This is a genomic window from Pantoea sp. FN0305 (assembly GCF_050113845.1).
Classification (GTDB): Bacteria; Pseudomonadota; Gammaproteobacteria; order Enterobacterales; family Enterobacteriaceae; genus Mixta; species Mixta alhagi.
In genome coordinates this window covers 779,586-804,138 of record NZ_JBNJSN010000001.1, presented here as the reverse complement: position 1 = coordinate 804,138, position 24,553 = coordinate 779,586, and the positions used below count along the sequence as shown (strand labels likewise).

Genomic DNA, 24,553 nt, shown 5'->3' with positions numbered 1-24,553 from the left:
TCAGGCAAGAGAAAGCAGGATTAAATCTACTGCAGGAAGTGTTACGCTGATGTCAACATCCTGGATTGACAGGAAAATGAAGCGTGTGAAATCCACTAAAAATGATGCGGCAGGCAGGTTATGATTTCAAAGTCGCACTTTTTATCAGGCTCTTTTTGGCATAAAAAAAACCCCAACAAAGTGCTGGGGTTTGGTACTTGCAAACATCACGTCTGAGGAACGGCGTGCTGCGCGGCAAAAACTGTTTATGGTTCAGGCAACCCGAACAACATTCATCTGCATAATGCTCTTCATCGCCTCAACCATCTCACCATCAACACATTGACGGCTGAATTCATCGGTCTCGACATCGGAACTCATGGAAACGCCCGCTTTCCGGTAGCGCATCGGGGAAGAAACCAGATGACTGGCGGAGCTGTGCAGCTCACGGATCCCGACATCCAGAAATTTTTGCAGGTTGCTTAACCTGACGCCCGCACCCGCCATAATAATTGGACCTTTACTTAACTCAGTAAGTTCCTTTAACAATGCAATTCCGTTCTCCGCATTTTGTTGCTGGCCTGATGTAAGAATGCGCGCAACGCCCAGACCGGTCAATGTCTCCAGGGTACGTTTCGGACTATGGCAGAGATCAAAAGCGCGATGGAAAGTCACCTGCATATCGCCACACAGCGACATTATTTCCTCCATCCTGTTGATGTCTATATAAGCATCTTCATCAAGCATCCCCAGCACCACGCCAGGAAAACCCAGCTCCCGAATTAACGCTATATCTGATTTCATCGTGGCGAACTCACGGGCGCTGTAGCAAAAATCGCCGCCACGTGGACGAACAATAGGGTGGACCGGAATATCAAGATGTTCGCGTGCCGCCTGTAACATGCCTGCGGACGGTGTCAAACCGCCCTCTTTCGGCGCGGCGCAAAGCTCAATCCGGTCAGCGCCCGCCTGCTGGGCGTTAACCGCGCAGTCGATTCCGTAGCAGCAGACTTCCAGTTTAACCATTTCATCCTCCTGTTAATGACTGCTGGCTGGTTTCCTGATTCTCAGTTAGGCTCAGTTTGCAGGTAGTGTAAAGAGAGACGTAATCATGGCATTCAATTTCGACCAATGGATAGACCGGTATCACAGCGATAGCCTTAAATGGCGAAAATATGGCGATCGCGATGTTTTGCCGCTGTGGGTAGCGGATACTGACTTTCTTTCGCCGCCTGCGGTTATCGAGGCGCTGCACGCGCGCGTGGAACATGGCGTATTCGGTTACGGCAGCGAGCCCGACGAGCTTATCGATATCGTTATTGAACGTATGGCCACCCGCTATCAATGGCAGATTGAGCCGGACTGGTTAGTGTTTTTGCCCGGCGTGGTTGCCGGTCTCAATTTATGCGTGCGCGCCTTTACTTCCCCTGGCGAAGGCACCCTTGCCCCGACGCCCATTTATCCTCCTTTCAGACTGGCCGCCGCCTGGGCAGAGCGCAGCCAAATCAGTTTGCAAATGCGGCTGGAAAATCAGCGCTGGATAATGGATCTGGCAGCGGCGGAGATGCAGCTAAAGGGAAATGAGAAATTGCTGATGCTGTGTAATCCGCATAATCCCGGCGGCACGGTCTACCGGCGCGAAGAATTAGCGGAGCAGCTGCGGTTTGCTCAGCGCCACGATTTGATTGTCTGTTCTGATGAGATCCACTGCGATCTGATCCTGGAGCCGGGCTTAACGCATACGCCTTTCGCTACGCTTAGCGAGGATGCCGCGCAGCGTTCAGTGACGCTTATTTCACCCTCGAAAACCTTTAATATCGCTGGTCTGGGCGCATCGCTGGCGATTATTCCCAATAAAGCGTTGCGCCAGCGTTTCAAAGTGGCACGTCGCGGCCTGGTACCCTCGGTAGATATCCTGGCGCTGACCGCTGCTACCGCAGCCTGGCGCGATGGTCAGCCCTGGCTTGAGGCTCAGATCGATTATCTGCGCCATAATCGTGACTGGCTGTGTGAACGTGTTAATGCGCTGCCGGGTTTGTGCGTCGCGCCGCCGGAAGCCACCTATCTGGCCTGGATTTCAGCACGCTTACCCAATGTTGACAGCCCGACGCTCTGGTTTGAACAGCACGGGCTGGGTTTTTCACCGGGGCGGGAGTTTGGCGACGATGGCTTCGTGCGTTTTAACTTCGGCTGTACGCGGGCCACGCTGGAAGAGGCGGTGACACGCCTGGAACGCGCGGTCGCTGCGGCAAAGGCTTAATCCTGCTCGCTGGCAACAATCTCCTGCAAACTCCAGGGATGGAATTTAATGGTGATCTCTCCGTCGGTCACGGCAAGCGTGGGATTAGGCAGACGTTCGCCTTCGCCCTGCGGCGCACTGGTTTTGAATGAAATGCCCGGCTGCAGCAGGCCGCTGTCAGATAATAATGCCATTGCCCTGGCACCCAGCGTGGCCGGATCGCCGCGCAGGACAATTTCAACATGCTCCCATCCTTCATGGCGATAGAGTTTATTGCCCGGCCAGGGCAGCTCAACCACCTCGATCCGCCACGGCCCTACGCTTAGCGGCTCGTGCAGTTGAAACAGACAAATCGGCCTGCCGTTAATCATTTTTTCTGAGAACAACTTGCCAACCTGCATCAAGCCTTGTTTCCAGCGCTCCGCTGTCGCAATTTGATGGCAGCGCAGCGAAATATGGTCGGCCTCGAGGTTTTCCAGTACTAAACCCAACTTTTCCGCCAGATTCACCAGTGATTTTTCAAAACGCGGCAGATCGTTTGTCAGGTCAGATAGCGCTTCCAGATTATTCCTGAATGGCACAATTACTCTCCACTTTTAGACAATTTTCTTAAACATTGATTGCTTTATAAGCAATTTTGCAAGACCAGTTATAGTTGTAAAAATAGCGTTAATGACAGGTTTTTTTAGATAAGCTGGCGTAATTTACCTTATTTATGTCCAGTTTAGCACGGCACAGGTCCAGGAAATATTTTATAAAACCCCGGTTAACCTAATGTTTTTAATTATGTTTGCAGGGGCTTTAAGGTAATTCCTAATTGGTTAAGTGCGCAATTGCGACTACCAAGTCTTTCTTATAGATTTACCCGAACCATCACACAAGGAATGGCTTTATGCTTAAACTTATTATTATTGCAGTTCTTATCGCGCTGATGGGGTATGCTCTCACCCGCCACTGGAAGGTGCGCAATGAAAAAACGGTAAATAACCCATATCGGCATTCTCGACGTCGTTAACCTTTTTTCGTCGGTGGCGGAAACATCAACAGCAATGTTTCCGCCTGCTACGGCTGCTGACGCACCCCCGCAAATAACGTATACTTCCCCCCTTCTTTTTTCCGCGACGCTATTGTACAGCACCCTGCCAGACTGTCAGGCGTCGCGATGATTATGCCTGCCGCCCCTGGCGCGGTGGGCAGTGCAGACGGATGAAGGTAACTCGGTGAATATTCAGGCTCTCCTTTCGGAAAAAGTTAGTCAGGCGATGATCGCCGTTGGCGCGCCGGCAGATTGCGAACCTATGGTTCGTCAGTCGGCCAGAGTTCAGTTTGGCGATTACCAGGCCAACGGCATTATGGCGGTAGCGAAAAAACTGGGTCAGCAGCCACGTCAGCTGGCTGAGCAGGTCGTTCAGCATCTTGATCTTAATGGCATCGCCAGTAAGGTTGAAATCGCGGGTCCGGGCTTTATTAATATTTTCCTCGCCCCTGAATGGCTGGCGCAGCAGGCGGAAGCCGCGCTGGCATCGCCGCGTCTGGGCGTTGCGCCGGTGGATGCGCAAACTATCGTGATTGACTACTCAGCGCCAAACGTGGCGAAACAGATGCACGTAGGCCATGTGCGCTCAACCATTATCGGTGATGCGGCGGCACGTACGCTGGAATTCCTTGGTCATCACGTGATCCGCGCCAACCATGTCGGCGACTGGGGCACACAGTTCGGTATGCTGATCGCCTATCTGGAAAAGCAGCAGCGTGAGCATCATGAAGAGATCGCGCTGGCCGATCTGGAAGCCTTCTACCGTGAAGCGAAAAAGACCTATGACGAAGATGAGGCTTTCGCCGAGCGCGCGCGCAGCTACGTGGTGAAATTACAGGGCGGCGATGAATATTGTCGCGCCATGTGGAAGCGGCTGGTTGATATCACCATGACCCAGAACCAGACGATCTACAATCGTCTGAACGTGACGCTCACGCGTGACGATGTCATGGGTGAAAGCCTGTATAACGATATGCTGCCGGGCATCGTTGCCGACCTGAAAGCGAAAGGGCTGGCGGTGGAAAGCGAAGGCGCAACCGTTGTCTTCCTTGACGAGTTTAAAAATAAAGACGGCGAGCCGATGGGCGTGATCGTCCAGAAAAAGGACGGCGGCTATCTCTACACCACTACCGACATTGCCTGCGCGAAATATCGCTATGAGCAGCTGCATGCCGATCGCGTGTTGTACTATATCGACTCGCGTCAGCACCAGCACCTGATGCAGGCCTGGACTATCGTACGTAAAGCGGGATATGTGCCGGAATCGGTACCGCTTGAGCACCATATGTTCGGTATGATGCTGGGCAAAGATGGGCGTCCGTTTAAGACCCGCAGCGGCGGCACCATTAAGCTTTCGGATCTCCTGGATGAAGCGGTTGAGCGCGCTACCGCGCTGGTATCGGAAAAGAATCCGGAGATGGATGCCGATGAGCTGCGCAAACTGGCGAATATTGTTGGTATTGGCGCGGTGAAATATGCCGATTTATCGAAAAGTCGCACCACCGATTACATTTTCGACTGGGATAACATGCTGGCATTTGAGGGCAATACCGCGCCTTATATGCAGTATGCTTATACACGCGTGCTGTCAGTGTTCCGTAAAGCCGGGATTGATGAGAATGCGCTACTGGAAGGCACCATTCAGCTGAACGATGAGCGTGAAGCACAGCTGGCGGCACGTCTGCTGCAGTTTGAAGAGACCATTACGCTGGTGGCGCGTGACGGTACGCCGCACGTAATGTGTGCTTATCTGTACGATCTGGCTGGTCTGTTCTCTGGTTTTTACGAACACTGCCCGATTCTGTCAGCAGAAGACGCCGCAGTACGCCAGAGCCGTCTGAAGCTGGCGCTGCTGACGGCACGCACGCTGAAGCAGGGTCTGGATACGCTGGGTATTGAAACCGTCGAGCGTATGTAAGCCACAGGCTGCCCTTGTTTCTGGCGAAGCCCTGATAACAGCAAAAAATCCACGCTCCGGCGTGGATTTTTTTATCTGCTATCTGGCACCGGAAAGGTTGTTGTCAGAAAAGGCCACACGTGGAGTGGTTTGAGTCGCAGTGCTTACCCAGAGGAGCAGGCAGATCGGTGCGATAAGACGCGGTACTAGTTGTAATTTACCATTACCTGATTGCTGCGCACCCGCGTGACAGGAAACAGCCTTCCCTTCCCCTGTACGCTATATACAAAACGCAGCGTATCACTGGCGGGCACATTGGTCAGGCCGCGCGTCGAGCCGCTGGCCCCTTCGATCGGCGTGCAGCGGGTGCTGGAACAGAGTTTTACCATCAGGCCAGCTGGCTGCGGGCCGGTCAGTTCAAAACGCCAGTAAATCACACTCATCAGGCCAGAAATTGGACCCGGCGGCGCAATCGGCGGCGATGATGCCTCCACGCCGCGATTGCTTAACGTCACGCCGGTGGCGCTCCCCTGCCAGGCACCGTCCGCCGCCTGCGTTGCCAGCGGCAACAGCAACATCAACGCACAGAGTGAAAGTCGCATTACTGACCTCCAATGGTTGCGGTCATACGGATATGGCGATTATCGCTCAGCTCCATATTCGAGAGCACCGCCAGCTGCGGCAGATTACGGCGCAGGAAGCGCGCCAGCAACGCACGCAGCGGATGATTAACCAACAGCACCGGCGGCGCGCCTAACATCTCCTGATTTTGCAGCGCGCGCTGCGCCTGCTCCAGCAAACGATCTGCCAGACCCGGCTCCAGTCCGCCACCGCCCTGCAGCGCCTGCAACAGCAGACGTTCCAGCGTCGCGTCAAGACCAATCACCTGCACTTCGCCATTGCCCGGGAACCACTGCTGGGTAATGGCGCGGCCCAGCGCCACGCGTACCACCGTCGTGAGCTCATACGGGTCATTCTGTACCGGCGCATGTTCCGCCAGCGTCTCAATAATGGTGCGCATATCGCGGATCGACACGCGCTCGGCCAGCAGATTCTGCAGCACCTTATGCAGCGTGGTCAGCGACACAATGCCCGGCACCAGATCTTCAGTCAGCTTCGGCATTTCCTGACTCACGCGATCCATCAGCTGCTGCGCTTCCTGACGACCAAACAGCTCACTGGCATATTGACCAATCAGATGATTAAGGTGCGTAGCCACGACGGTACTGGCTTCCACTACGGTAAAGCCCTGAATCTGCGCCTGCTCTTTCAGCGCGCTGTCAATCCAGATCGCCGCCAGACCAAAGGCCGGGTCAACCGTCGCTTCACCCGGCAGCGTACCGGCGGCCGTACCAGGGTTAATCGCCATCCAGCGTCCCGGATAAGCGTCGCCGCTGCCGATCTCAACCCCTTTCATCAGAATACGATAGCGGGCGGCAGGCAGATCCATATTGTCGCGGATATGCACCACCGGCGGCAAAAAGCCCATCTCCTGCGCAAACTTCTTACGAATACTGCGGATACGTCCCAGCAGCTCACCATCCTGCTGCTGATCCACCATAGGGATCAGGCGGTAGCCCACTTCCATCCCCAGTGAGTCTTCCAGTTGTACATCGCCCCATGTCGCTTCAACCGTTGCGGCCGTCTCCTGCGCACGCGGCAACGGCTGCGCTACCGGCTTCGGCTGCATCTCGCGGCCACGTTGCCACCAGGCTAAGCCTAACAGCGCGGCGGTAAACAGCAGGAACACCAGGTTCGGCATGCCCGGCACCAGCCCCAACAGGCCTAATACGCCGGCGCTCAGCATCATTACGCGTGGATTGTTGAACAGCTGGGTCACCATCTGCTCGCCCACATCCTCATCGGTACCGACGCGGGTAACAATCACACCGGCGGCGGTCGAGATCACCAGAGCGGGGATCTGCGCAACCAGGCCGTCACCGATGGTCAGCAGCGTATAGGTTTCCCCTGCGGTGCCCAGCGACATTCCGTGCTGGAGCACGCCCACCATCAGGCCGCCCACCACGTTGATAATCATGATCATGATGCCCGCGATAGCGTCACCACGAACGAACTTACTGGCACCGTCCATTGATCCGTAGAAATCGGCTTCCTGGGTGACTTCTGTACGGCGCTTTTTCGCTTCTTCTTCGCCAATCAAACCGGCATTCAAATCGGCATCGATCGCCATCTGCTTGCCAGGCATCCCGTCAAGTACAAAGCGCGCGCCCACTTCGGCGATACGTCCGGCACCCTTGGTGATAACCATAAAGTTAATGATGATAAGAATGACAAACAGCACAATACCGATGGCGAAGTTGCCGCCGACCAGGAAGTGGCCAAACGCTTCCACCACCTGACCTGCCGCCGCGGCGCCGGTATGCCCTTCCAGTAAAATAACGCGCGTGGAGGCAACGTTCAGTGCCAGGCGAAGCAGCGTTGAAAACAGCAGAATGGTCGGGAACGCGGCAAACTCCAGCGTCCGCTGGGTAAACATCGCTACCAGCAGCACCATAATTGACAGCGCGATATTAAAGGTAAACAGCAGATCGAGGATAAAGGGCGGCAGCGGCAGCACCATCATCGACAGGATCATCAAAATCAGCAGCGGGCCAGCCAGCACCTTCCACTGCGTATCTTTCATGTTACCCGGTAAGCGAAGTAAAGCGGCCAGATTAGCCATCAGTTCTCGTTTCTCCTGCAAAGTCCAGTTCAGCCGGCACCGGCAAACGTTGAGGTTTCTGCGGTATCAGGCCGCCCTCGCGCTTCCAGCGACGCAGCTGCCATACCCAGGCCAGCACTTCCGCTACCGCGCCATACAGCGCGCCAGGAATGTGCTGTCCAATTTCACTGTGACGATAAAGGGCGCGCGCCAGCGGCGGCGCTTCCAGTATCGGCACGCGATGTTCTTTCCCCAACTCACGAATCTTCAATGCCACGTCGCCCGCCCCCTTTGCCACCACTTTCGGCGCGCTCATTCTCTTCTCGTCATACTGCAGCGCGACGGAATAGTGCGTGGGGTTGGTAACGATCACGTCCGCTTTCGGCACGTCAGCCATCATGCGGCGACGAGCGGCTGCGCGCATCGCCTGACGGATACGGCCCTTAACGTGCGGGTCGCCTTCCATCTCTTTATATTCATCGCGGATATCCTGCTGCGACATGCGTAGTTGCTTGAAATGACTGTAGAGCTGCCAGAAGACGTCGAAGCCCACCATCGGCACCAGCCCCAACACCACCAGAAAACAGCATACGGCGACCATGCGCATGCCGTGCTCCAGCGCAACAAACGGAGATTCGCTGACCAAGTGCAGCATCTCTGGCCAGCTTACCCAGATATACCAACCAGCCACCGAGCTCACCAGCACCGCTTTCATCACCGCTTTTAACAGCTCGGCCCAGGTCTGCGCTGACACCATGCGCTTCAGGCCACTCAGCGGATTCAGCTTGCTAAACTTGAATGAAATGGATTTACCGCTCAGGACAATCCCGCCCAGCAGCATCGGCGCGGCGATCGCTACCAGCACCAGGCCCGCCATCATCGGCACCAGCGCCCATACCGCCAGCCCCAGCAGACGACTGATGTGACGTACAATCTGACCAGGGTCGTTAATCAAATGATGATCAAAGCTAAAGCCGGAGGCGACCATCTCAGCCAGCTGACGCGCCATCGTCCCGCCGCCCATCCACAAAATCAGCAACCCCGCCACCAGCATCAGCAGAGAAGTCAGTTCGCGGGATCGCGGGACCTGCCCTTCTTTGCGCGCTTTCTCTAGTCGGTGGGGTGTGGGCGATTCTGTTTTTTCCTCGTCGCTACCTTCAGCCACGTTGATCACCTGCTCTGGAATAGGAATTACGCATAGCTTGCCAAACCCAGGCAAATTTAATGGGTGGAGTAACAGGGTTAAACAGGGGTTATTTCAGGGAATGGAAAAAGCAGGCCGACGATCGGGCATCGTCGGCCTGTGCACAAGCAAAAGGGCTGCCGCTCCGGTTTACCGAACGGCAGCGTTTAACTCAGAAGCCCAGACTATCGAGCAGGTCATCAACCTGATCCTGGTTCGCAACCACGCCAGGCGCGGCGGCATTGATCTGCGGGCCGTTCAGCAGGCTGTTCTCTTCCCGCTTCTGACGCGCATTCGCTTCCGGCATATTTTCCAGCAGCACCATCAGCAGCTGGCGCTCAATTTCCTGGATCACATCCATCATACGCTTGATAACCTGACCGGTAAGGTCCTGGAAATCCTGCGCCATCATGATGTCAAGCAGCTGTGCGTTGGTAAAGGACGTGTGTTCCGGCACGGTAGCCAGATATTCGCGCGTATCCGAAACCAGCACGCGCGCATCCGACAGCTCGATGGGGTCCTCAAACCAGGCATCCCAGCGTGTCTTAAGATCTTTGGCGCCGCGCTCCAGCGCATCCTGGCGCGGCTGTGATGCTTCTACGCAGTTCAGCGCGCGCTCAGCAGCCTGAGCAGTCATCTGAACAACATAATCAAGGCGGTCGCGGGCGTCGGGAATCGCTTCCGCCGCCTCTGCTATGGCCTGATCCAGCCCCAGCTCACGCAGACTGTCACGCAGCATGCGCGTTAACGAGCCAATGCGTGTGATGATGTCCTGCGCCGATGCCGCGTCGGTCGCTGGTTTCGTAAGTTCGCTCATCACGTCTCCTTACATACCTAATTTTTCGAAGATCTTACCTAACTTCTCTTCCAGGGTCGCCGCAGTAAAAGGTTTCACCACATAGCCACTGGCTCCCGCCTGCGCCGCAGCGATGATGTTCTCTTTCTTCGCTTCCGCGGTGACCATCAGCACTGGCAGCTTGCCCAGCGTGGCGTCGGCACGAATGGTTTGCAGCAGTTGCAGACCATCCATGTTCGGCATGTTCCAGTCGGAAATGACGAAATCGAAACCGCCAGCACGCAGCTTGGTCAGCGCGTCTGCCCCATCTTCGGCTTCTTCAACGTTGTTGAAGCCCAGCTCTTTTAGCAGGTTACGCACAATACGACGCATCGTATTGAAATCGTCCACCACTAAAAAGCGCATATTTTTGTCAACCATATCTACTCCTGTGTTATCTCAACCCGCTGGACGGGCCTGGTTAAATACGCAATGCCTGTCCGGCGCTAATTTTGGCCAACATATGCTGGCTGATTTGGTGCAGATCCACCACTTCACTGGCTCCCCCGTAAGCAATTGCTTCACGAGGCATACCGAAAACCACACAGCTTGCTTCATTCTGCGCGATGGTCCAGGCGCCGGCGCGCTGCATCTCCAGCAGCCCGGCCGCGCCATCATTGCCCATCCCGGTAAGGATGACGCCGACGGCGTTACGTCCGGCATGCTGCGCCACCGATTTAAACAGCACATCCACCGAAGGCTTGTGACGATTAACCGGCGGACCATCGTTCAGTTTCACCTGATAGTTAGCGCCGCTGCGCGCCAGCTCCAGGTGCATAGCGCCGGGCGCAATATAAGCATGGCCCGGCAGAATACGTTCGCCATCTTCCGCTTCTTTCACGGTGATCTGGCACAGCTTGTTCAAACGCTCGGCAAACGAGCGGGTAAAACCTGGCGGCATATGCTGCGTAATTAACAGCGCCGGGCTGGTCATCGGCAACGGCTGCAGCACATGACGGATCGCTTCGGTGCCGCCAGTTGATGCGCCGATGGCGATCAGCTTTTCACTACTGAGCAGCGGGCCCGCTTTCAGCATCACCGGCGCCGCCTGATTAAGGCGCGGCACCATACGCGCGCGCGCTGCGGCACGAATTTTGTCGGCAATCATCTGGCTGTAAGCCATCATGCCTTCGCGAATGCCCAACTGCGGCTTGGTAACGAAATCAATCGCACCCAGCTCCAGTGCGCGCAGGGTCACTTCCGATCCCTTCGCCGTCAGCGATGAAACCATCACTACCGGCATCGGGCGCAGACGCATCAACTTTTCCAGAAAATCGAGGCCATCCATACGCGGCATCTCGACATCCAGCGTCAGCACCTGCGGATTGAACTGTTTTATCAAATCGCGCGCCACCAACGGATCGGGCGCCGTCGCCACCATTTCCATATCGGGATGACTGTTGATGATTTCTGTCATCAGTTGTCGCATTAGCGCTGAATCATCAACGCACATTACGGTGATTTTGCTCATGATCTTTCCTTAGTCAGCCCGTAAACCGTTTGTCCGCGCAGATAAAACTCTTTGCTTATCTGGCTGAAGTTTTCCGAGTGACCCGCAAACAGCAGGCCACCGGGCTTCAGCAGCGGAACAAAGCGCCGCAGGATCTTTTCCTGAGTTTCTTTGTCGAAATAGATCATTACGTTGCGGCAAAAAATCGCATCAAACGGTCCGGGCAGCGACCATTCGTGCGCCAGCAGGTTAAGCTGGGTAAAGCTCACCATGCCTGCCAGTTCAGAACGCACCCGCACCATGCCGGAGTGTGGGCCGGTACCGCGCAAAAAGAAGCGCTGCATCTGCTGCTGCGATAGCGTGCGCAGCTCTTCCTGGCGGTAGATCCCCGATGAGGCCTTTTCCAGTACCTGGGTATCGATATCGCTGGCATGAACCGTAAATTTGCCCGGTCCGGTGCCCAACGTTTCCGCCAGCGTCATGGCGATGGAGTACGGTTCTTCGCCGGTAGAGGCCGCGGTACTCCAGACGTTGTAGTTTCCCCCGCGCCGTTTGGCATGCTCGGCCAGAATCGGAAAATGGTGCGCCTCACGGAAAAACGCCGTCAGGTTGGTGGTCAGCGCGTTAATAAACGCCTGCCACTCGGCGCTGTTCTGATCGTTTTCCAGCAGGGCGAGATAACGTCCGAAGTCATCAATGTTCAATGTGCGCAGACGACGCACCAGCCGGTTGTAAACCATCTCGCGCTTATGATCGGCAAGCACAATGCCGGCACGCTGATAAATGAGCTGACTGATACGGCGAAAGTGCGTATCAGAGAGAGGCAAGCGCTGGACCATCTGAGATAACAGCGTTGCGTTCTCGGGTGGTGCCAGTAATGTTGATTTCTTCATCCAGGTTCACCCAACAAAAAGCAGATAAAAGGTTAAAGGGCGCCGCTTCAGGGCGATAGCTTATGTGCATCCCGCCTGAATGCGCTGGTCTGGCAACCAGCAGCGCAAACCGCGCCGCTGTTACTCAGACGAATTAGCCAGGCTACAAGCTAATCCGTGGCCGTTGCCGCTTCCTCTCTCAGCGCGGCATTCTGCTGTGTGACCCAATCTGGCTGGCGGCCGTTCGTGTGGCTCGCCATTATTCGAAACTGGACAAGGACTTCCTGCTGTCAACACATCGCTTATTGCCACTGCGCACTTAATCAGAAGGTTTCCCAGTTCTCATCCGTGCCGGTGGATTTGCGCGCTGCCGTTGTCGGCGTAGCGCTCTGCAACTTTTTCGCTGCCGTATTAACGTTAACGGCGGCGGCAGCAAATTCTTTACGAATTCTGAACACGGCGACAGCCTGGCTGAGGCGGCTGGCCTGTTCTTCCAGCGTGGCAGCGGCAGTAGCAGACTCCTGCACCAGCGCGGCGTTCTGCTGGGTTACGCGATCCATTTCGGTCACCGCCAGGCCTACCTGGTCAATCCCACGGCTCTGCTCGTCCGACGCCGAGGCGATTTCGCCCATGATGTCGGTCACGCGCGTTACCGCACTGACGATATCGCTCATGGTTTCCCCAGCGCTTTCCACCAGTACTGAACCGGTATCGACGCGGGCAACCGAGTCTTCAATCAGCGTTTTGATCTCTTTCGCCGCCTGGGCGCTGCGCTGCGCCAGGTTACGCACTTCACCGGCAACCACCGCAAAGCCGCGGCCCTGCTCGCCGGCGCGCGCCGCTTCCACCGCCGCGTTCAGCGCCAGAATGTTGGTCTGGAAGGCGATGCCGTCGATCACGCTGATGATGTCGGCGATCTTCTTCGAGCTGCCAGCGATGTCGTTCATGGTTTTCACCACGCCGTCCACCACCTTGCCACCCTTCTGTGCGGTTTCCGACGCGCTCAGCGCCAGCTGCGACGCCTGACGGGCGTTTTCCGCGTTCTGTTTCACCGTGGCGGTCAGTTCTTCCATGCTGGCAGCGGTCTGCTCCAGCGAGGCGGCCTGCTGCTCGGTACGGGAAGAGAGGTCGTTGCTGCCGGCGGTAATTTCACTTGCGCCGGTGTAGATGGCGTCTGAACCGTCGCGCACGTCGCTGACGGTGCGCACCAGCTCCTGCTGCATATGCTTCAGGCTGGCGGCCAGCTGGCTCATCTCATTGCGCCCTTCCACTTCAATCGGCTGCGTCAGATCGCCTGCGGCGATATAACGGATATGATCCATAGTGGTTTTCAACGGACGCAGCAGAATTTGGTGCATACCGGTCCAGACCAGCGCAACGATACTTGCCAGCACCAACAGAACGATGCCAATGATCCACAGTGCACGCTGATAGGCGCTCTCATTTTGTTCGGCACCGGCGGCCATAAAGGTGCTGGTGGTTTGTGCCCAGGTGTTATAAGCACTTTCAAAATCGTTCTGATAGCCCTGCGTCGGCTGGTCAACAAACCCTTTCAGGTTGCCTGCGCCCAGCATTTGCACCAGCTCGGTTAACGCGTCATGCAGCACCTTATATTTTTCATTTATCGCCACCAGGTAAGCCAGGTTTTTGACATCATCCGGCACTTCCTGTTGATAGGCGGCAAAGCTTTTATCCGCTGCTTCCAGCTGCTGATTGGCCAGCGCTACCAGCTCGGCAACGGTGCTGCCGCTGCCCGCATTATTGGCATCCAGCATATAGCGGATACCGGCGCGGTTAAGGGTGTTACGCGCCTGAATCAACGCTACCCAGGCGGCGTTGAGATTGATCTGCTCACGCTGGATCTTCTGCGTCAGCATAAAATTTTGCCGATCCCCTTTCAGGGCATTGAAAAACAGCCCGCTTGAAGCAAGCTGCAGTCCAGCGAATATCGTCAGCACCAGGATCAGTGCCGTCACAACTTTAATATGTTTAAACATAGTGAACCTTAAAGCGTGGTTGAATGAATGGATTTATCGGCACGCTTATCAGGATCTTTATCCTTATCTGAAATTAACCGCCGCCCGAACCTGTATTGCTCTGTAAATGTAGGTTCAGTGCGCTTTACATTTCCGCACAGGGATGCCGTCACAGAACGGCATCCCTGGTTATGGTTGTTTCGCGGATGCAGGGGTAAAAGAATTAAAAGGTTTCCCAGTTGCTGTCAGTAGCAGGGGCCGCTGCCAGCTTTGTTCCGGCAGGCTTGCTCAGTACCGGCGTTTTCAGCGGCATTGAACGACCAGCCTGCTCCTGACGCACTTTAAACACTGATACGGCCTGGCTAAGGCGACTGGCCTGTTCTTCCAGCGCGGCAGCAGCAGAGGCGGACTCTTCTACCAGTGCGGCGTTCTGCTGGGTTACGCGATCCATTTCGGTCACCGCCAGGCCCACCTGGTCAATCCCACGGCTCTGCTCGTCTGACGCCGAGGCGATTTCGCCCATGATGTCGGTTACGCGCGTTACCGCACTGACGATATCGCTCATGGTTTCGCCAGCGGTACCTACCAGCGCGGAGCCGGTGTCAACGCGGGAAACCGAGTCTTCGATCAGTGATTTAATCTCTTTCGCCGCCTGGGCGCTGCGCTGCGCCAGGTTACGCACTTCACCGGCAACCACCGCAAAGCCACGGCCCTGCTCGCCAGCACGCGCCGCTTCCACCGCCGCGTTCAGCGCCAGAATGTTGGTCTGGAAGGCGATGCCATCGATCACGCTGATGATGTCGGCGATCTTCTTCGAACTGCCGGCAATTTCGCTCATGGTTTTCACCACGCCGTCCACTACCTTGCCACCCTTCTGTGCGGTTTCCGACGCGCTCAGCGCCAGCTGCGACGCCTGACGGGCGTTCTCCGCGTTCTGTTTCACCGTGGCGGTCAGCTCTTCCATGCTGGCAGCGGTCTGCTCCAGCGAGGCGGCCTGCTGTTCAGTACGGGAAGAGAGGTCGTTGCTGCCGGCGGTGATTTCGCTTGCGCCGGTGTAGATGGCGTCTGAACCGTCGCGCACGTCGCTGACGGTGCGCACCAGCTCCTGCTGCATATGCTTCAGGCTGGCGGCCAGCTGGCTCATCTCATTGCGCCCTTCCACTTCGATCGGCTGCGTCAGATCGCCTGCGGCGATCGCTTTGATGTGCTGCATGGTTTTATGCAGCGGCGCGAGCAGAATGTTCTGCAGGCCAAACCAGCAAAGTACAATCACAGTCACGACCAGCACCATAATGATGCCCAGGATCCACAGCATGATATTAAAGGCGGTTTCGTTTTCAGCGATGCCTTTGGCTGACAGCTCCGCCTGCGCGTTGCGCCATTCGGTATAAACCGCCTGGGTCTCATCCTGTTTCTGCTCAATATTGAGCTTAAACATCCCTTCCAGCTGCTTCGCTTCCAGCAGGTCGGTCATCTCAGATAACGTCTTGGCCAGCGTGGTATATTTTTCTTCCATGCGCAGTGAAAGATTATTGTATTGCTCATCCAGCCCTGGCGTGTTTGGCAGCGCCTTATATTCGCGGTAATGTTTTTCCGCTTCTGCCAGCTGCGCCCGGCTTTGCTTCACCAGTCCATCCAGTTTGCCGCCATTAATCTCGCTGGCCAGAGAGCTTTGCAAACGCAGCATGCCACGGTTAAGCGTGATACGCGTCTGGTTAAGCGCAATCCAGGCATCGGTCAACGCGGCGATGTTCTGACTGGACGTTTGTGAAACGTTAAAATTGGTTTTATCTTTATTTAGCGCATGGAAAAACAGCCCACCCGCCAGTAGCTGCATTACGCCAAAAATGACCAGCACTGTAATCAGGCTGGTCACCACTTTAATTCGCTTTAACATATTTACCCCTGGTATTGAGAAAATGACTACCAGTCTGTTATCGGCAAGGAAGGGGTAAGTTTTATTTATTGAACTAAAAAAAGCGGACGGATTAGTAAAACTGATGCCGCCGGGTGACGGCATCAGAAAAGCAGATACAGCGGTTAAAATGTGATCCAATTGTCTTCAGCAGCTTGCGCTTTGTTTTCCAGCCTGGCGTGAGTTTGCGTCAACATCAGCGATGTCTTCTGCGCCTCTATGCTGTTACTGCCACCCGGCAGCGTAAACACCGCTACCGCTTTAATCAGGCGGCTGGCCTGTTCTTCCAGCGCGGCGGCGGCGGCGGCAGATGCCTCTACCAGCGCGGCATTTTGCTGGGTTACGCTATCCATTTCCGTCACCGCCTGGCTTACCTGTTCAATTCCACGACTCTGTTCATCCGAAGCGGCGGCAATCTCAGCCATAATATCGGTCACGCGTTTTACCGCGCTGACAATTTCATGCATGGTTTCACCTGCGCTGCTCACCAGCACGGAGCCGGTATCCACACAGCTGACCGATTCGTCAATCAGGTGTTTGATCTCTTTTGCCGCCTGCGCACTACGGCTTGCCAGGCTGCGTACCTCACCGGCGACGACTGCAAAGCCACGTCCCTGCTCACCGGCACGTGCCGCTTCCACCGCCGCATTCAGCGCCAGAATGTTGGTCTGGAAGGCGATGCCATCAATCACGCTGATAATGTCGGCCATCTTTTTCGAACTGTGGGATATTTCGCTCATGGTGGTCACGACATTGTTTACCACCTTGCCGCCCTTCTGCGCCGTTTCCGATGCGCTCAGGGCCAGCTGCGATGCCTGGCGGGCATTATCAGCGTTCTGTTTTACCGTGGCGGTCAGCTCTTCCATGCTGGCAGCCGTCTGCTCCAGGGAAGCCGCCTGCTGTTCGGTTCTGGATGCCAGGTCGCCGCTGTCGTGAGAAATGGTGGTGGCGCTATGATAAATAGTGTTCGCCCCACCGCGCACATCACTGACGGTGCACCGCAAAGAGTGTTGCATCTCACTCAGGCTGAGCGCCAGTTGGCTCATTTCGTTATCACCTTCAGCAGAGATGTCTTCCGTGAGATTACCGCGCGTAATACGCTTGATATGTTCCATTGTGGACATCAGCGGCTTTAGCAAGATGCGTCGCAGCATGATCCACATTAAAACGGTACTGATAACCGACAGACATGAAATAAAAATGGATAGCCCGATTGAATACTCATGATCCCGTTCGTTTATCGCGTTGGCTTCTTTAATCAGCGCCTGATTTTTCCTCAGCCAGTTTTCATAAGCCAGAATAAAGCACTCCTGATATTGTTCCGTGGGCTGCGCCAGAGCGCCTGCCATATCACCTTTATTTAACATCTGTCGCAGCTCGCTCAACGCCTGATGCAGCTGGTGGTAAGCCGCGATAACCTCATCATTATCCTTCTCTTGCGACTGTTTTAGCGATTGCTGAAATGCATGGAATATCGTTTCAGCCTCCTCCAGATTTTTTTTGGAGCTAACCCACAACTCCTGCGAGGAAGCAGCAAGGCTTTTATCTTTTTCATGTAGCGTTAAATAAAGTGCGTAGCGAGCCAGGGTATTACGTGCTTTTAACAACGTCGTGCCAAGATCATATAAGTGCTCTTGCTGCACGCGAATAACATGGTCAATTTCAATATTATGCTGATTTTTTTGCAGAGAGTAATAGAACAAACCGTTAGTTGTTAATTGCATTAGGCTAAATAATGCCAGCACGGCATACAACACCGTTACAATCTTTATATTTTTAAACATATAGTTCCCTTATTTCAAACACAAAAATAACAGTTTGTGTAAAGAATACGCTATCATGGATGGGTTTACTCCAGATACTCCATTATTAATGCGGCCTTACCGGCAGCCGCGATTCGCTGTTTTCTTTCCCCGTGCGACGCGTTATTTTAAGTGATCGGTAATTGCAGGTGTTTCCGACACGGGCTAATCTGCAACAGCATTAACATGCAACTATTGATGAATAAGAAATTTCCCAAAGACATAAAAAAAGGGCGTCATTATGACGCCCTTTTTTTATTGTGTCACCCCGCTACAATTTATCAGGTTTATTACCTGTCGGGGTTAAGGGTATATTTTACGCGCTACGCAAAGTATCCATTAATGCCATTTCTTCGCTGCTTAACAGCTTCTCAATATCTACCAAAATAAGCATCCGCTCACCCAGCGCACCAAGCCCTGTCAGGTATTCGGTAGACATGGTCACCGCAAATTCCGGCGAAGGACGAATCTGATCGGTCGTCAGCGACAGCACATCAGAAACACCATCCACTACGATGCCCACTACGCGATGCTCCAGATTAAGCACAATTACTACGGTGTTATCGTTGTATTGAACGCCCGGCTGCGCGAACTTCACGCGCAGATCGATGATGGGTACAATCACGCCGCGCAGATTAGTTACCCCTTTGATAAACGCGGGGGTATTGGCGATACGGGTCACCTGATCGTAACCACGGATCTCCTGCACTTTCAGAATATCGATGCCGTATTCTTCGTCACCGAGCGTAAAAACCAGAAACTCTTGTCCGACGGTTTCACCGGCCAGTTTCGTTACATTTGCCATTCCAGTCATAGGTTTGCCCCTAATTGGTTACGTTTACGCGGCGCCGGCCACGCGCTTTTCGCGGTTCAATGATTGCAGTGCAGAGACATCAACGATCAGCGCGACGCTGCCATCACCAAGGATGGTGGCGGCGGAGATGCCCGGTACTTTGCGATAGTTGCTCTCAAGGTTTTTCACCACAACCTGATGCTGGCCAATCAGCTGGTCAACCAACAAGGCGTAGCGTTTGCCCGCGCTTTGCAATATCACCACGATGCCCTGAGTCGCCTCGGTTTTCGCGCCCTGCACATCAAAAACGTTCCACAGCTCTACCAGCGGCAGATATTCACCACGTACTTCAAGCACGCATTCGCCACCCGCCAGCGGCTTCAGATCTTCTGCGCTTGGCTGAAGTGATTCCATCACCGCATTCAGCGGCAGGATAAACACTTCATCCGCGACGCGTACTGACATGCCGTCAAGGATCGCCAGCGTCAGCGGCAGCAGAATACGGATAGTGGTGCCTTTGCCCTGCTTCGAGGCGATCTCAACGTGGCCGCCCATCTCCTGGATGTTTCGTTTCACCACATCCATTCCAACGCCACGGCCCGATACGTCGGTAACCTGCTCGGCGGTAGAGAAACCAGGGGCGAAGATCAGCATGCCGACTTCTTCATCGCTCATCGCATCGCTGACCGGCAGGCCAGATGAGAGCGCTTTCGCCAGAATACGCTCACGGTTCAAACCGGCGCCGTCGTCAATCACTTCGATGCAGATATTGCCGCCCTGATGTTCTGCTGACAGGGTCAGATTGCCCACTGCGGTTTTACCATTGGCAACACGCTTCTCGGGCGATTCAATCCCGTGGTCAAGGCTGTTACGCACCAGGTGCGTTAACGGATCGATAATGCGTTCGATCAGGCTCTTATCCAGTTCCGTTGAGCTGCCCAGCAGCGTCAGTTCGACTTCTTTGCCCAGCTTGCTGGCCAGATCGCGCACCAGACGCGGGAAGCGACTGAAGACATACTCCATCGGCATCATACGGATAGACATCACCGATTCCTGCAGATCGCGCGCGTTACGCTCCAGCTGGCCCATGCTGTTCAACAGATCGCCGTGAGCAACCGGGTCAAGCGCGCCAGAGCGCTGCGCCAGCATTGACTGAGTAATCACCAGTTCACCAACCAGGTTAATCAGCTGGTCAACCTTCTCAACTGCCACACGAATACTGCTCGATTCGCTGGTTTTCGCCGGCGCGGCCTTTTTTGTTTCACGTTTTACTGCTGGCACCAGTTCGGTGACCGTGGCTGGCGTCGCAGCGATCTCCGCTTCGGCCATAGTGGTCGGCGCAGCCGGTTCCGGTTCCGCTACCACAGGTGCAGGCGCAGAGGCCGCATCCAGGAAACTGATCTGAGATTCTTCAATAACAAAACAGAGCACCGCCACCAAATCATCTTTATCGATGGTGGTGTCGAGCGTGGCTTCCAGGCTGGTTTCCCCCTTCTGCACATTGCTAACGGTGCCGAGGTTGCTCAGCTCCTCCAGCAACAGGGCCACTTCGTTCGGCTTGAGAGCGCTCAGCTTCAGGCGCAGACCAGATGCAGCAGCAGGCGCAGCGGTAACCGGTTCGGCTTCAGCGGTTTTCGCTGGCGCGATCGTTTCGCCTTTTGCTTCCAGCGCCAGCTGGCGCAGGGCTTCGCAAATGTATTTAAAGCTTTCGGCGTCAGGCTCCTGACCCGCCTTATAGGCATCGAGCTGTTCCTGCATAATATCTTTGGTTTCCAAAAACAGGTTGATGATGTCAGTGCTGAGCTGCATTTCGCCCCGGCGCGCACCGTCCAGAATATTTTCCAGGATATGCGTGGTTTCCTGCAAAACCACGAAGCCAAAGGTGCCGGCCCCCCCTTTGATCGAATGGGCTGCACGGAAAATGGCGTTAAGCTGTTCCGAATCAGGCTCCTGCGGGTCTAACCCCAGCAGGTGTTGCTCCATGTCCGCCAATAGCTCGTCAGCTTCATCGAAGAACGTCTGATAAAAATCGCTGATATCCATGCTCACGGTTATCACCTCTGCTGTGAGTCGCGATCAGGCTGCGGCGTGCTGGCAGGAGCTGGCGGTAAATCGGTTACCGGCTTCTCCTGACTGACCGGCGCGGCCTGTGAAGGTTGAAGATCTGGGTTTATGACCGCAGCAGACGGCTGAGCCGGCGCGGTAATTTGTTTAATACTCTGTGGATCGCTTAGCTCTACAACGTCACTTTCGGCATTCTCTTTTTCGATTTGCGCCTGAGTGTCGCGATTTAGCACCAGCAGGCTGATGCGACGATTTATCGCCTCATTGCCGCCGCGGTTTTTCAGCCGCATGGTGTCGGACATGCCCACCACACGCAGCATTTTGCTGCCATCCAGGCCACCCGCCACCAGCTCACGACGTGAGGCGTTGGCGCGATCGGCCGACAGTTCCCAGTTGCTGTAGCCGCGATCGCCCGTGGCGTACTGAAAATCATCGGTATGGCCTGCAAGACTGATCTTGTTTGGCAAATCGTTTAAAATCGGCGCAATTGCCTGCAAAATATCGCGCATATAAGGCTCAACCTGCGCGCTGCCGGTTTTAAACATTGGCCGGTTCTGGCTATCGATAATCTGGATGCGTAATCCTTCATCAACCAGATTAATAATCAAGTGCGGTCGCAGCGTTTTCAGGCGCGGATCGGACGCGATCAGCTGGTCGAGGCGTTCGCGCAGGCGGTTAAGACGGAGCTTATCCAGCTTGCGTTTTTCCGCGTCCAGATCGATATGTTTCTGTACTTCCCCTTCTTTTCTGCTTGGATCGTCGCCGCCGCCGGGAATCGGGCTTTCACTGTCGCTACTGCGCTGACCGCCAGACAACGCCACTTTTAGCGGCGTCTGAAAATATTCTGCAATCTGCGTCAGCTGCTTGGGGTTTGCGACCGAGATCAGCCACATCACCATGAAAAACGCCATCATCGCGGTCATAAAATCGGCGTAGGCGATTTTCCATGAACCGTGACCACCCTCATGTTTTTTATGCTTGCGCTTTTTTACCACTACGATGGGGTGATTGTGGTTGTTCATGCGTCTTGGCCCGAATTCTGTTTACCGGCTGATTTCGCGTTGCGTACGTGCTCTTCCAGTTCGGTGAACGACGGACGCTCTGTGGAATAAAGCGTTTTACGACCAAACTCAACGGCAATCTGCGGCGCATAGCCGTTCAGGCTGGAAAGCAACGTCACCTTGATGCACTGCATCATCTTGGTGTTTTCCGCACATTTCTGACGCAGCACTGATGCCAGCGGCGAAATAAAGCCGTAGGCCAGCAGGATACCGAGGAACGTACCGACCATCGCATGGGCAATCAGCTCGCCCAGCTCTGCCGCCGGACGATCCGCTGAAGCCAGCGTGTGCACCACGCCCATCACCGCCGCCACGATCCCGAAAGCCGGAAGTGAATCGCCCATCGCGCCGATACTTTGCGCTGGCACGTCGCATTCATGCTCGTAGGTTTCGATCTCTTCATCCATCAACGCTTCAATTTCAAACGCGTTCATGTTGCCGCTGATCATCAACCGCATATAGTCGGTAATAAAGTCCACTAACCTGTTATCGGTCAAGATGCGCGGGTAATTAGCGAAAATTTCACTTTCTTTGGGGTTTTCAATATCGCGTTCCAGCGACATCATGCCCTGCTGGCGTGATTTGGCCATCAGACGATATAACAGCGCCATCAGGTCCATATACACGGCTTTATTATATTTAGAGCCGCGGAACAGCATTGGTAACGCTTTTAACGTTGCCTTAATCGCTTTACCGTTATTGCCGACAATAAAAGCGCCAATACCGGACCCGCCGATAATAACCAGTTCGGAAGGTTGATAAAGCGCGCCCAGGTGACCGCCGACCATCATATAGCCGCCTAACACCGAGCCAACAACGAGGATATAACCCAAGATAACCAGCACAATAAATCCTTACGTCAGTAACGTGTTGGTGGAAGTTAAGCCAGAGAGCCGCAGGCGTTATTCGTCAAAGTGAGGACAAAAAAAAGCAGCGGTTAAAAACCGCTGCTGGATGCCTTTCACAGTGCGAACAAACTTAAACGGCGTGTTTAACCTGTTCATCCAGCAGTTGTGAATTGTTATCGGCAGCCTCTACCGAAAGTTTACGTCTTTTTACCGCACGTGACGGCGGCTGGCACAGGCTACAGGCAAAGCTGCCTACTGGCTGATGCGCATGGTTGATAAAGCTTCCACCGCAGCATTTGCAGTCGGACAGTTCGAGCATGCCACTCTCAACAAAGCGCACCAGAGTCCAGGCGCGGGTCAGCCCCAGCAGCGGGCCATTATCCGACTGCGGACACTGCTCAAGATACAGACGATACGCTTTGATAACTGCATCCACGCCGCTGGTGAGTTTGCTTTTCAGCAGAAACTTCCAGGCGTTACAGAACATTGAAGCATGAATATTCTGTTCCCAGGTCATAAACCAGTCGGTAGAAAACGGCAGCATGCCTTTTGGCGGCGGACTGCCACGTAGCTCTTTATATAATTTGATTAAACGGCCACGGCTAAGCTGCGTTTCACTTTCCAACATTTGCAGGCGCGCACCCAGCGTAATTAATTCCATCGCCAGTTGAATATCACGTGCTTCCTGTACAATACTTTTTTCGCTCATTATACCGCCCTCTTCTTCGGCGCTTCATCTTTTGCAGCATCGCGTAATAAACGGCTGGATAATAGAATACCTGTGTGAATTTGCTGCAAATCATCCACACGCGATTCCTGCGTCAAGCGGTTAATAAGATTATGGTCGTTAAACCGAAACTGACATACTAACTGGTTAGTTTCCGCTAATTTAACCATTTCCGGCAGCGTTAACTGCGACAAAGTATCAGCCATTGACTCATCGATACCCAAACGGAACATTGCAGAAGCTTTTTCCTGGTTAATTAAACGTTGAGCAAGCAGCAAATATGACAAGTTGATATCGTAAATATGTTTTAATAATTCGGATGTACCCATTTTTTTCCCATCCTGACTAACACTACTTTTAACTGTGCGGAATGGTTACCGCATTCTTGGTTGCTGGCTGGTAAATCTAAAGATGGCAAAAAATCAGCGGCAGAAGCCAAACATTTTCTGAACGTTTTCACATCCCACCGGGATACTGAGTCAGTAATAGTCATAACACCAGGCCATGCATTACTTGAGTTGTTGCTGTCTTCCGTGACGTTCGCTTACAGTTTTTTAAGATAATTCCGAAAGCAGTGCAAATGTATCCCCTCTGATTTCGACATACAACGAGCGATCGGTAAAATTTTAGATAAAGTGTGATCCACGTCACACTTTTAACGCAAATTCTCAAAAAAAATCCATCAGTAACGCTTGTGAATAGTTCATTACACCAGCAAAAAAGCCACTTTTTGCTAAGTTTTTAGCTTTCTGTTAACAAATTCGCATCAAAAGGTTGCTTTTTGCCCAGATTTTATCTGGAAAAGGAAAAATGTACTGTTACGCAAAATTAACATCCGTCTATTTTCGTAACCGCCATATTTAATACTGGATCGGGCACAATGAACCCGTTGTGAAATTAATCACTTAGGGTAATTGTTTCGTACGAAGTGGATTGAATTAGCAGGAGTCAAGAGGTCGGATCACCGCTTTATGGCAACGGTTCGTTAACAGTGAAGCGTCATTGTATAGAGCATAGCAGAAGGTGTAACAAGCTGTTACATAAGGAATATGAATGATTTTATGCGAAGACGGAGGGTAGTGATCTACTATCGGCACGGATAAGCGGTTCTTTATCAATAAACGCGTTATTTTTCGCAAATAGTTCGCAACTGCACAAAAAATAGCCTAAACACACTGCTTTGCGCGTTTTTTCGTTTAGTCTATTAATAAGCG

The 24,553-nt window shown here is 54.0% G+C and carries 21 protein-coding genes; 3 read left to right on the top strand and 18 right to left on the bottom strand.

What is annotated here, in order from left to right; all coding sequences use genetic code 11:
* Window positions 1-252: 252 nt before the first annotated feature.
* The gene (gene cutC / locus ACQE3Y_RS03685; RefSeq protein WP_426972224.1) at window positions 253-1,005 is read right to left on the bottom strand and encodes a copper homeostasis protein CutC; all 753 of its coding nucleotides are present in this window, start codon (window positions 1,003-1,005) and stop codon (window positions 253-255) included.
* Window positions 1,006-1,090: 85 nt separating this feature from the next.
* Between cutC and ACQE3Y_RS03680 the strand changes: the two genes are divergently transcribed.
* Window positions 1,091-2,239: a MalY/PatB family protein gene (locus ACQE3Y_RS03680; RefSeq protein WP_426972222.1), complete on the top strand. Its 1,149-nt coding sequence runs from the start codon at window positions 1,091-1,093 to the stop codon at window positions 2,237-2,239.
* On the opposite strand, the gene ACQE3Y_RS03675 is transcribed toward ACQE3Y_RS03680, so the two are convergent.
* Window positions 2,236-2,799 (bottom strand): VOC family protein, encoded by a 564-nt coding sequence (locus tag ACQE3Y_RS03675; protein ID WP_250650167.1) that lies wholly within the window; start codon window positions 2,797-2,799, stop codon window positions 2,236-2,238. The two genes, ACQE3Y_RS03680 and ACQE3Y_RS03675, sit on opposite strands and share 4 nt — an antisense overlap.
* A 311-nt stretch (window positions 2,800-3,110) precedes the next feature.
* Between ACQE3Y_RS03675 and ACQE3Y_RS03670 the strand changes: the two genes are divergently transcribed.
* Together ACQE3Y_RS03670 and argS are read left to right on the top strand one after the other, a co-directional pair.
* Window positions 3,111-3,233: a hypothetical protein gene (locus ACQE3Y_RS03670; protein WP_257788816.1), complete on the top strand. Its 123-nt coding sequence runs from the start codon at window positions 3,111-3,113 to the stop codon at window positions 3,231-3,233.
* A gap of 205 nt (window positions 3,234-3,438) precedes the next feature.
* Window positions 3,439-5,172, top strand: a complete 1,734-nt coding sequence (argS, locus tag ACQE3Y_RS03665) for an arginine--tRNA ligase (RefSeq protein WP_426973048.1) — start codon at window positions 3,439-3,441, stop codon at window positions 5,170-5,172.
* A 185-nt stretch (window positions 5,173-5,357) separates the two neighbouring features.
* On the opposite strand, the gene flhE is transcribed toward argS, so the two are convergent.
* The 16 genes from flhE to flhD all read right to left on the bottom strand — a co-directional run bounded on the left by flhE (window position 5,358) and on the right by flhD (window position 23,668).
* Window positions 5,358-5,753, bottom strand: a complete 396-nt coding sequence (gene flhE / locus ACQE3Y_RS03660) for a flagellar protein FlhE (protein ID WP_426972221.1) — start codon at window positions 5,751-5,753, stop codon at window positions 5,358-5,360.
* A complete protein-coding gene (gene flhA, locus ACQE3Y_RS03655; RefSeq protein WP_426972220.1) occupies window positions 5,753-7,834 on the bottom strand; it encodes a flagellar biosynthesis protein FlhA in 2,082 nt (693 codons plus the stop codon). The genes flhE and flhA overlap by 1 nt, the downstream gene beginning before the upstream one ends.
* The gene (gene flhB, locus ACQE3Y_RS03650) at window positions 7,827-8,978 is read right to left on the bottom strand and encodes a flagellar biosynthesis protein FlhB (RefSeq protein WP_426972219.1); all 1,152 of its coding nucleotides are present in this window, start codon (window positions 8,976-8,978) and stop codon (window positions 7,827-7,829) included. The genes flhA and flhB overlap by 8 nt, the downstream gene beginning before the upstream one ends.
* A gap of 190 nt (window positions 8,979-9,168) precedes the next feature.
* A complete protein-coding gene (cheZ, locus tag ACQE3Y_RS03645) occupies window positions 9,169-9,813 on the bottom strand; it encodes a protein phosphatase CheZ (protein WP_085071433.1) in 645 nt (214 codons plus the stop codon).
* Window positions 9,814-9,822: 9 nt separating this feature from the next.
* The gene (cheY, locus tag ACQE3Y_RS03640) at window positions 9,823-10,212 is read right to left on the bottom strand and encodes a chemotaxis response regulator CheY (RefSeq protein WP_085071432.1); all 390 of its coding nucleotides are present in this window, start codon (window positions 10,210-10,212) and stop codon (window positions 9,823-9,825) included.
* A 40-nt stretch (window positions 10,213-10,252) separates the two neighbouring features.
* The gene (locus tag ACQE3Y_RS03635; RefSeq protein WP_250650172.1) at window positions 10,253-11,302 is read right to left on the bottom strand and encodes a protein-glutamate methylesterase/protein-glutamine glutaminase; all 1,050 of its coding nucleotides are present in this window, start codon (window positions 11,300-11,302) and stop codon (window positions 10,253-10,255) included.
* The gene (gene cheR / locus ACQE3Y_RS03630; RefSeq protein WP_085071430.1) at window positions 11,299-12,174 is read right to left on the bottom strand and encodes a protein-glutamate O-methyltransferase CheR; all 876 of its coding nucleotides are present in this window, start codon (window positions 12,172-12,174) and stop codon (window positions 11,299-11,301) included. The genes ACQE3Y_RS03635 and cheR overlap by 4 nt, the downstream gene beginning before the upstream one ends.
* Before the next feature lie 302 nt (window positions 12,175-12,476).
* Entirely contained in the window at window positions 12,477-14,150 is a 1,674-nt protein-coding gene (locus ACQE3Y_RS03625) for a methyl-accepting chemotaxis protein (protein ID WP_426972216.1), read from the bottom strand.
* Between the two features lie 202 nt (window positions 14,151-14,352).
* Entirely contained in the window at window positions 14,353-16,026 is a 1,674-nt protein-coding gene (locus tag ACQE3Y_RS03620; protein WP_426972214.1) for a methyl-accepting chemotaxis protein, read from the bottom strand.
* Between the two features lie 143 nt (window positions 16,027-16,169).
* Window positions 16,170-17,828 carry a methyl-accepting chemotaxis protein gene (locus tag ACQE3Y_RS03615; RefSeq protein WP_426980884.1) on the bottom strand — a complete coding sequence of 553 codons (1,659 nt, stop codon included), beginning with the start codon at window positions 17,826-17,828 and terminating at the stop codon, window positions 16,170-16,172.
* 334 nt (window positions 17,829-18,162) lie between these two features.
* Window positions 18,163-18,660 carry a chemotaxis protein CheW gene (gene cheW / locus ACQE3Y_RS03610; RefSeq protein ID WP_085071426.1) on the bottom strand — a complete coding sequence of 166 codons (498 nt, stop codon included), beginning with the start codon at window positions 18,658-18,660 and terminating at the stop codon, window positions 18,163-18,165.
* 24 nt (window positions 18,661-18,684) lie between these two features.
* A complete protein-coding gene (gene cheA / locus ACQE3Y_RS03605) occupies window positions 18,685-20,682 on the bottom strand; it encodes a chemotaxis protein CheA (RefSeq protein ID WP_426973047.1) in 1,998 nt (665 codons plus the stop codon).
* An 11-nt stretch (window positions 20,683-20,693) separates the two neighbouring features.
* On the bottom strand, window positions 20,694-21,725 hold the full coding sequence (motB, locus tag ACQE3Y_RS03600; protein ID WP_426972211.1) for a flagellar motor protein MotB: 1,032 nt from the start codon (window positions 21,723-21,725) through the stop codon (window positions 20,694-20,696).
* Window positions 21,722-22,609 (bottom strand): flagellar motor stator protein MotA, encoded by an 888-nt coding sequence (motA, locus tag ACQE3Y_RS03595; protein WP_426972209.1) that lies wholly within the window; start codon window positions 22,607-22,609, stop codon window positions 21,722-21,724. The genes motB and motA overlap by 4 nt, the downstream gene beginning before the upstream one ends.
* A 133-nt stretch (window positions 22,610-22,742) precedes the next feature.
* Entirely contained in the window at window positions 22,743-23,321 is a 579-nt protein-coding gene (gene flhC, locus ACQE3Y_RS03590) for a flagellar transcriptional regulator FlhC (protein WP_426980883.1), read from the bottom strand.
* Window positions 23,321-23,668 (bottom strand): flagellar transcriptional regulator FlhD, encoded by a 348-nt coding sequence (gene flhD / locus ACQE3Y_RS03585; protein WP_085071421.1) that lies wholly within the window; start codon window positions 23,666-23,668, stop codon window positions 23,321-23,323. Before flhD ends, flhC begins: the two co-directional genes overlap by 1 nt.
* Window positions 23,669-24,553: the final 885 nt, after the last annotated feature.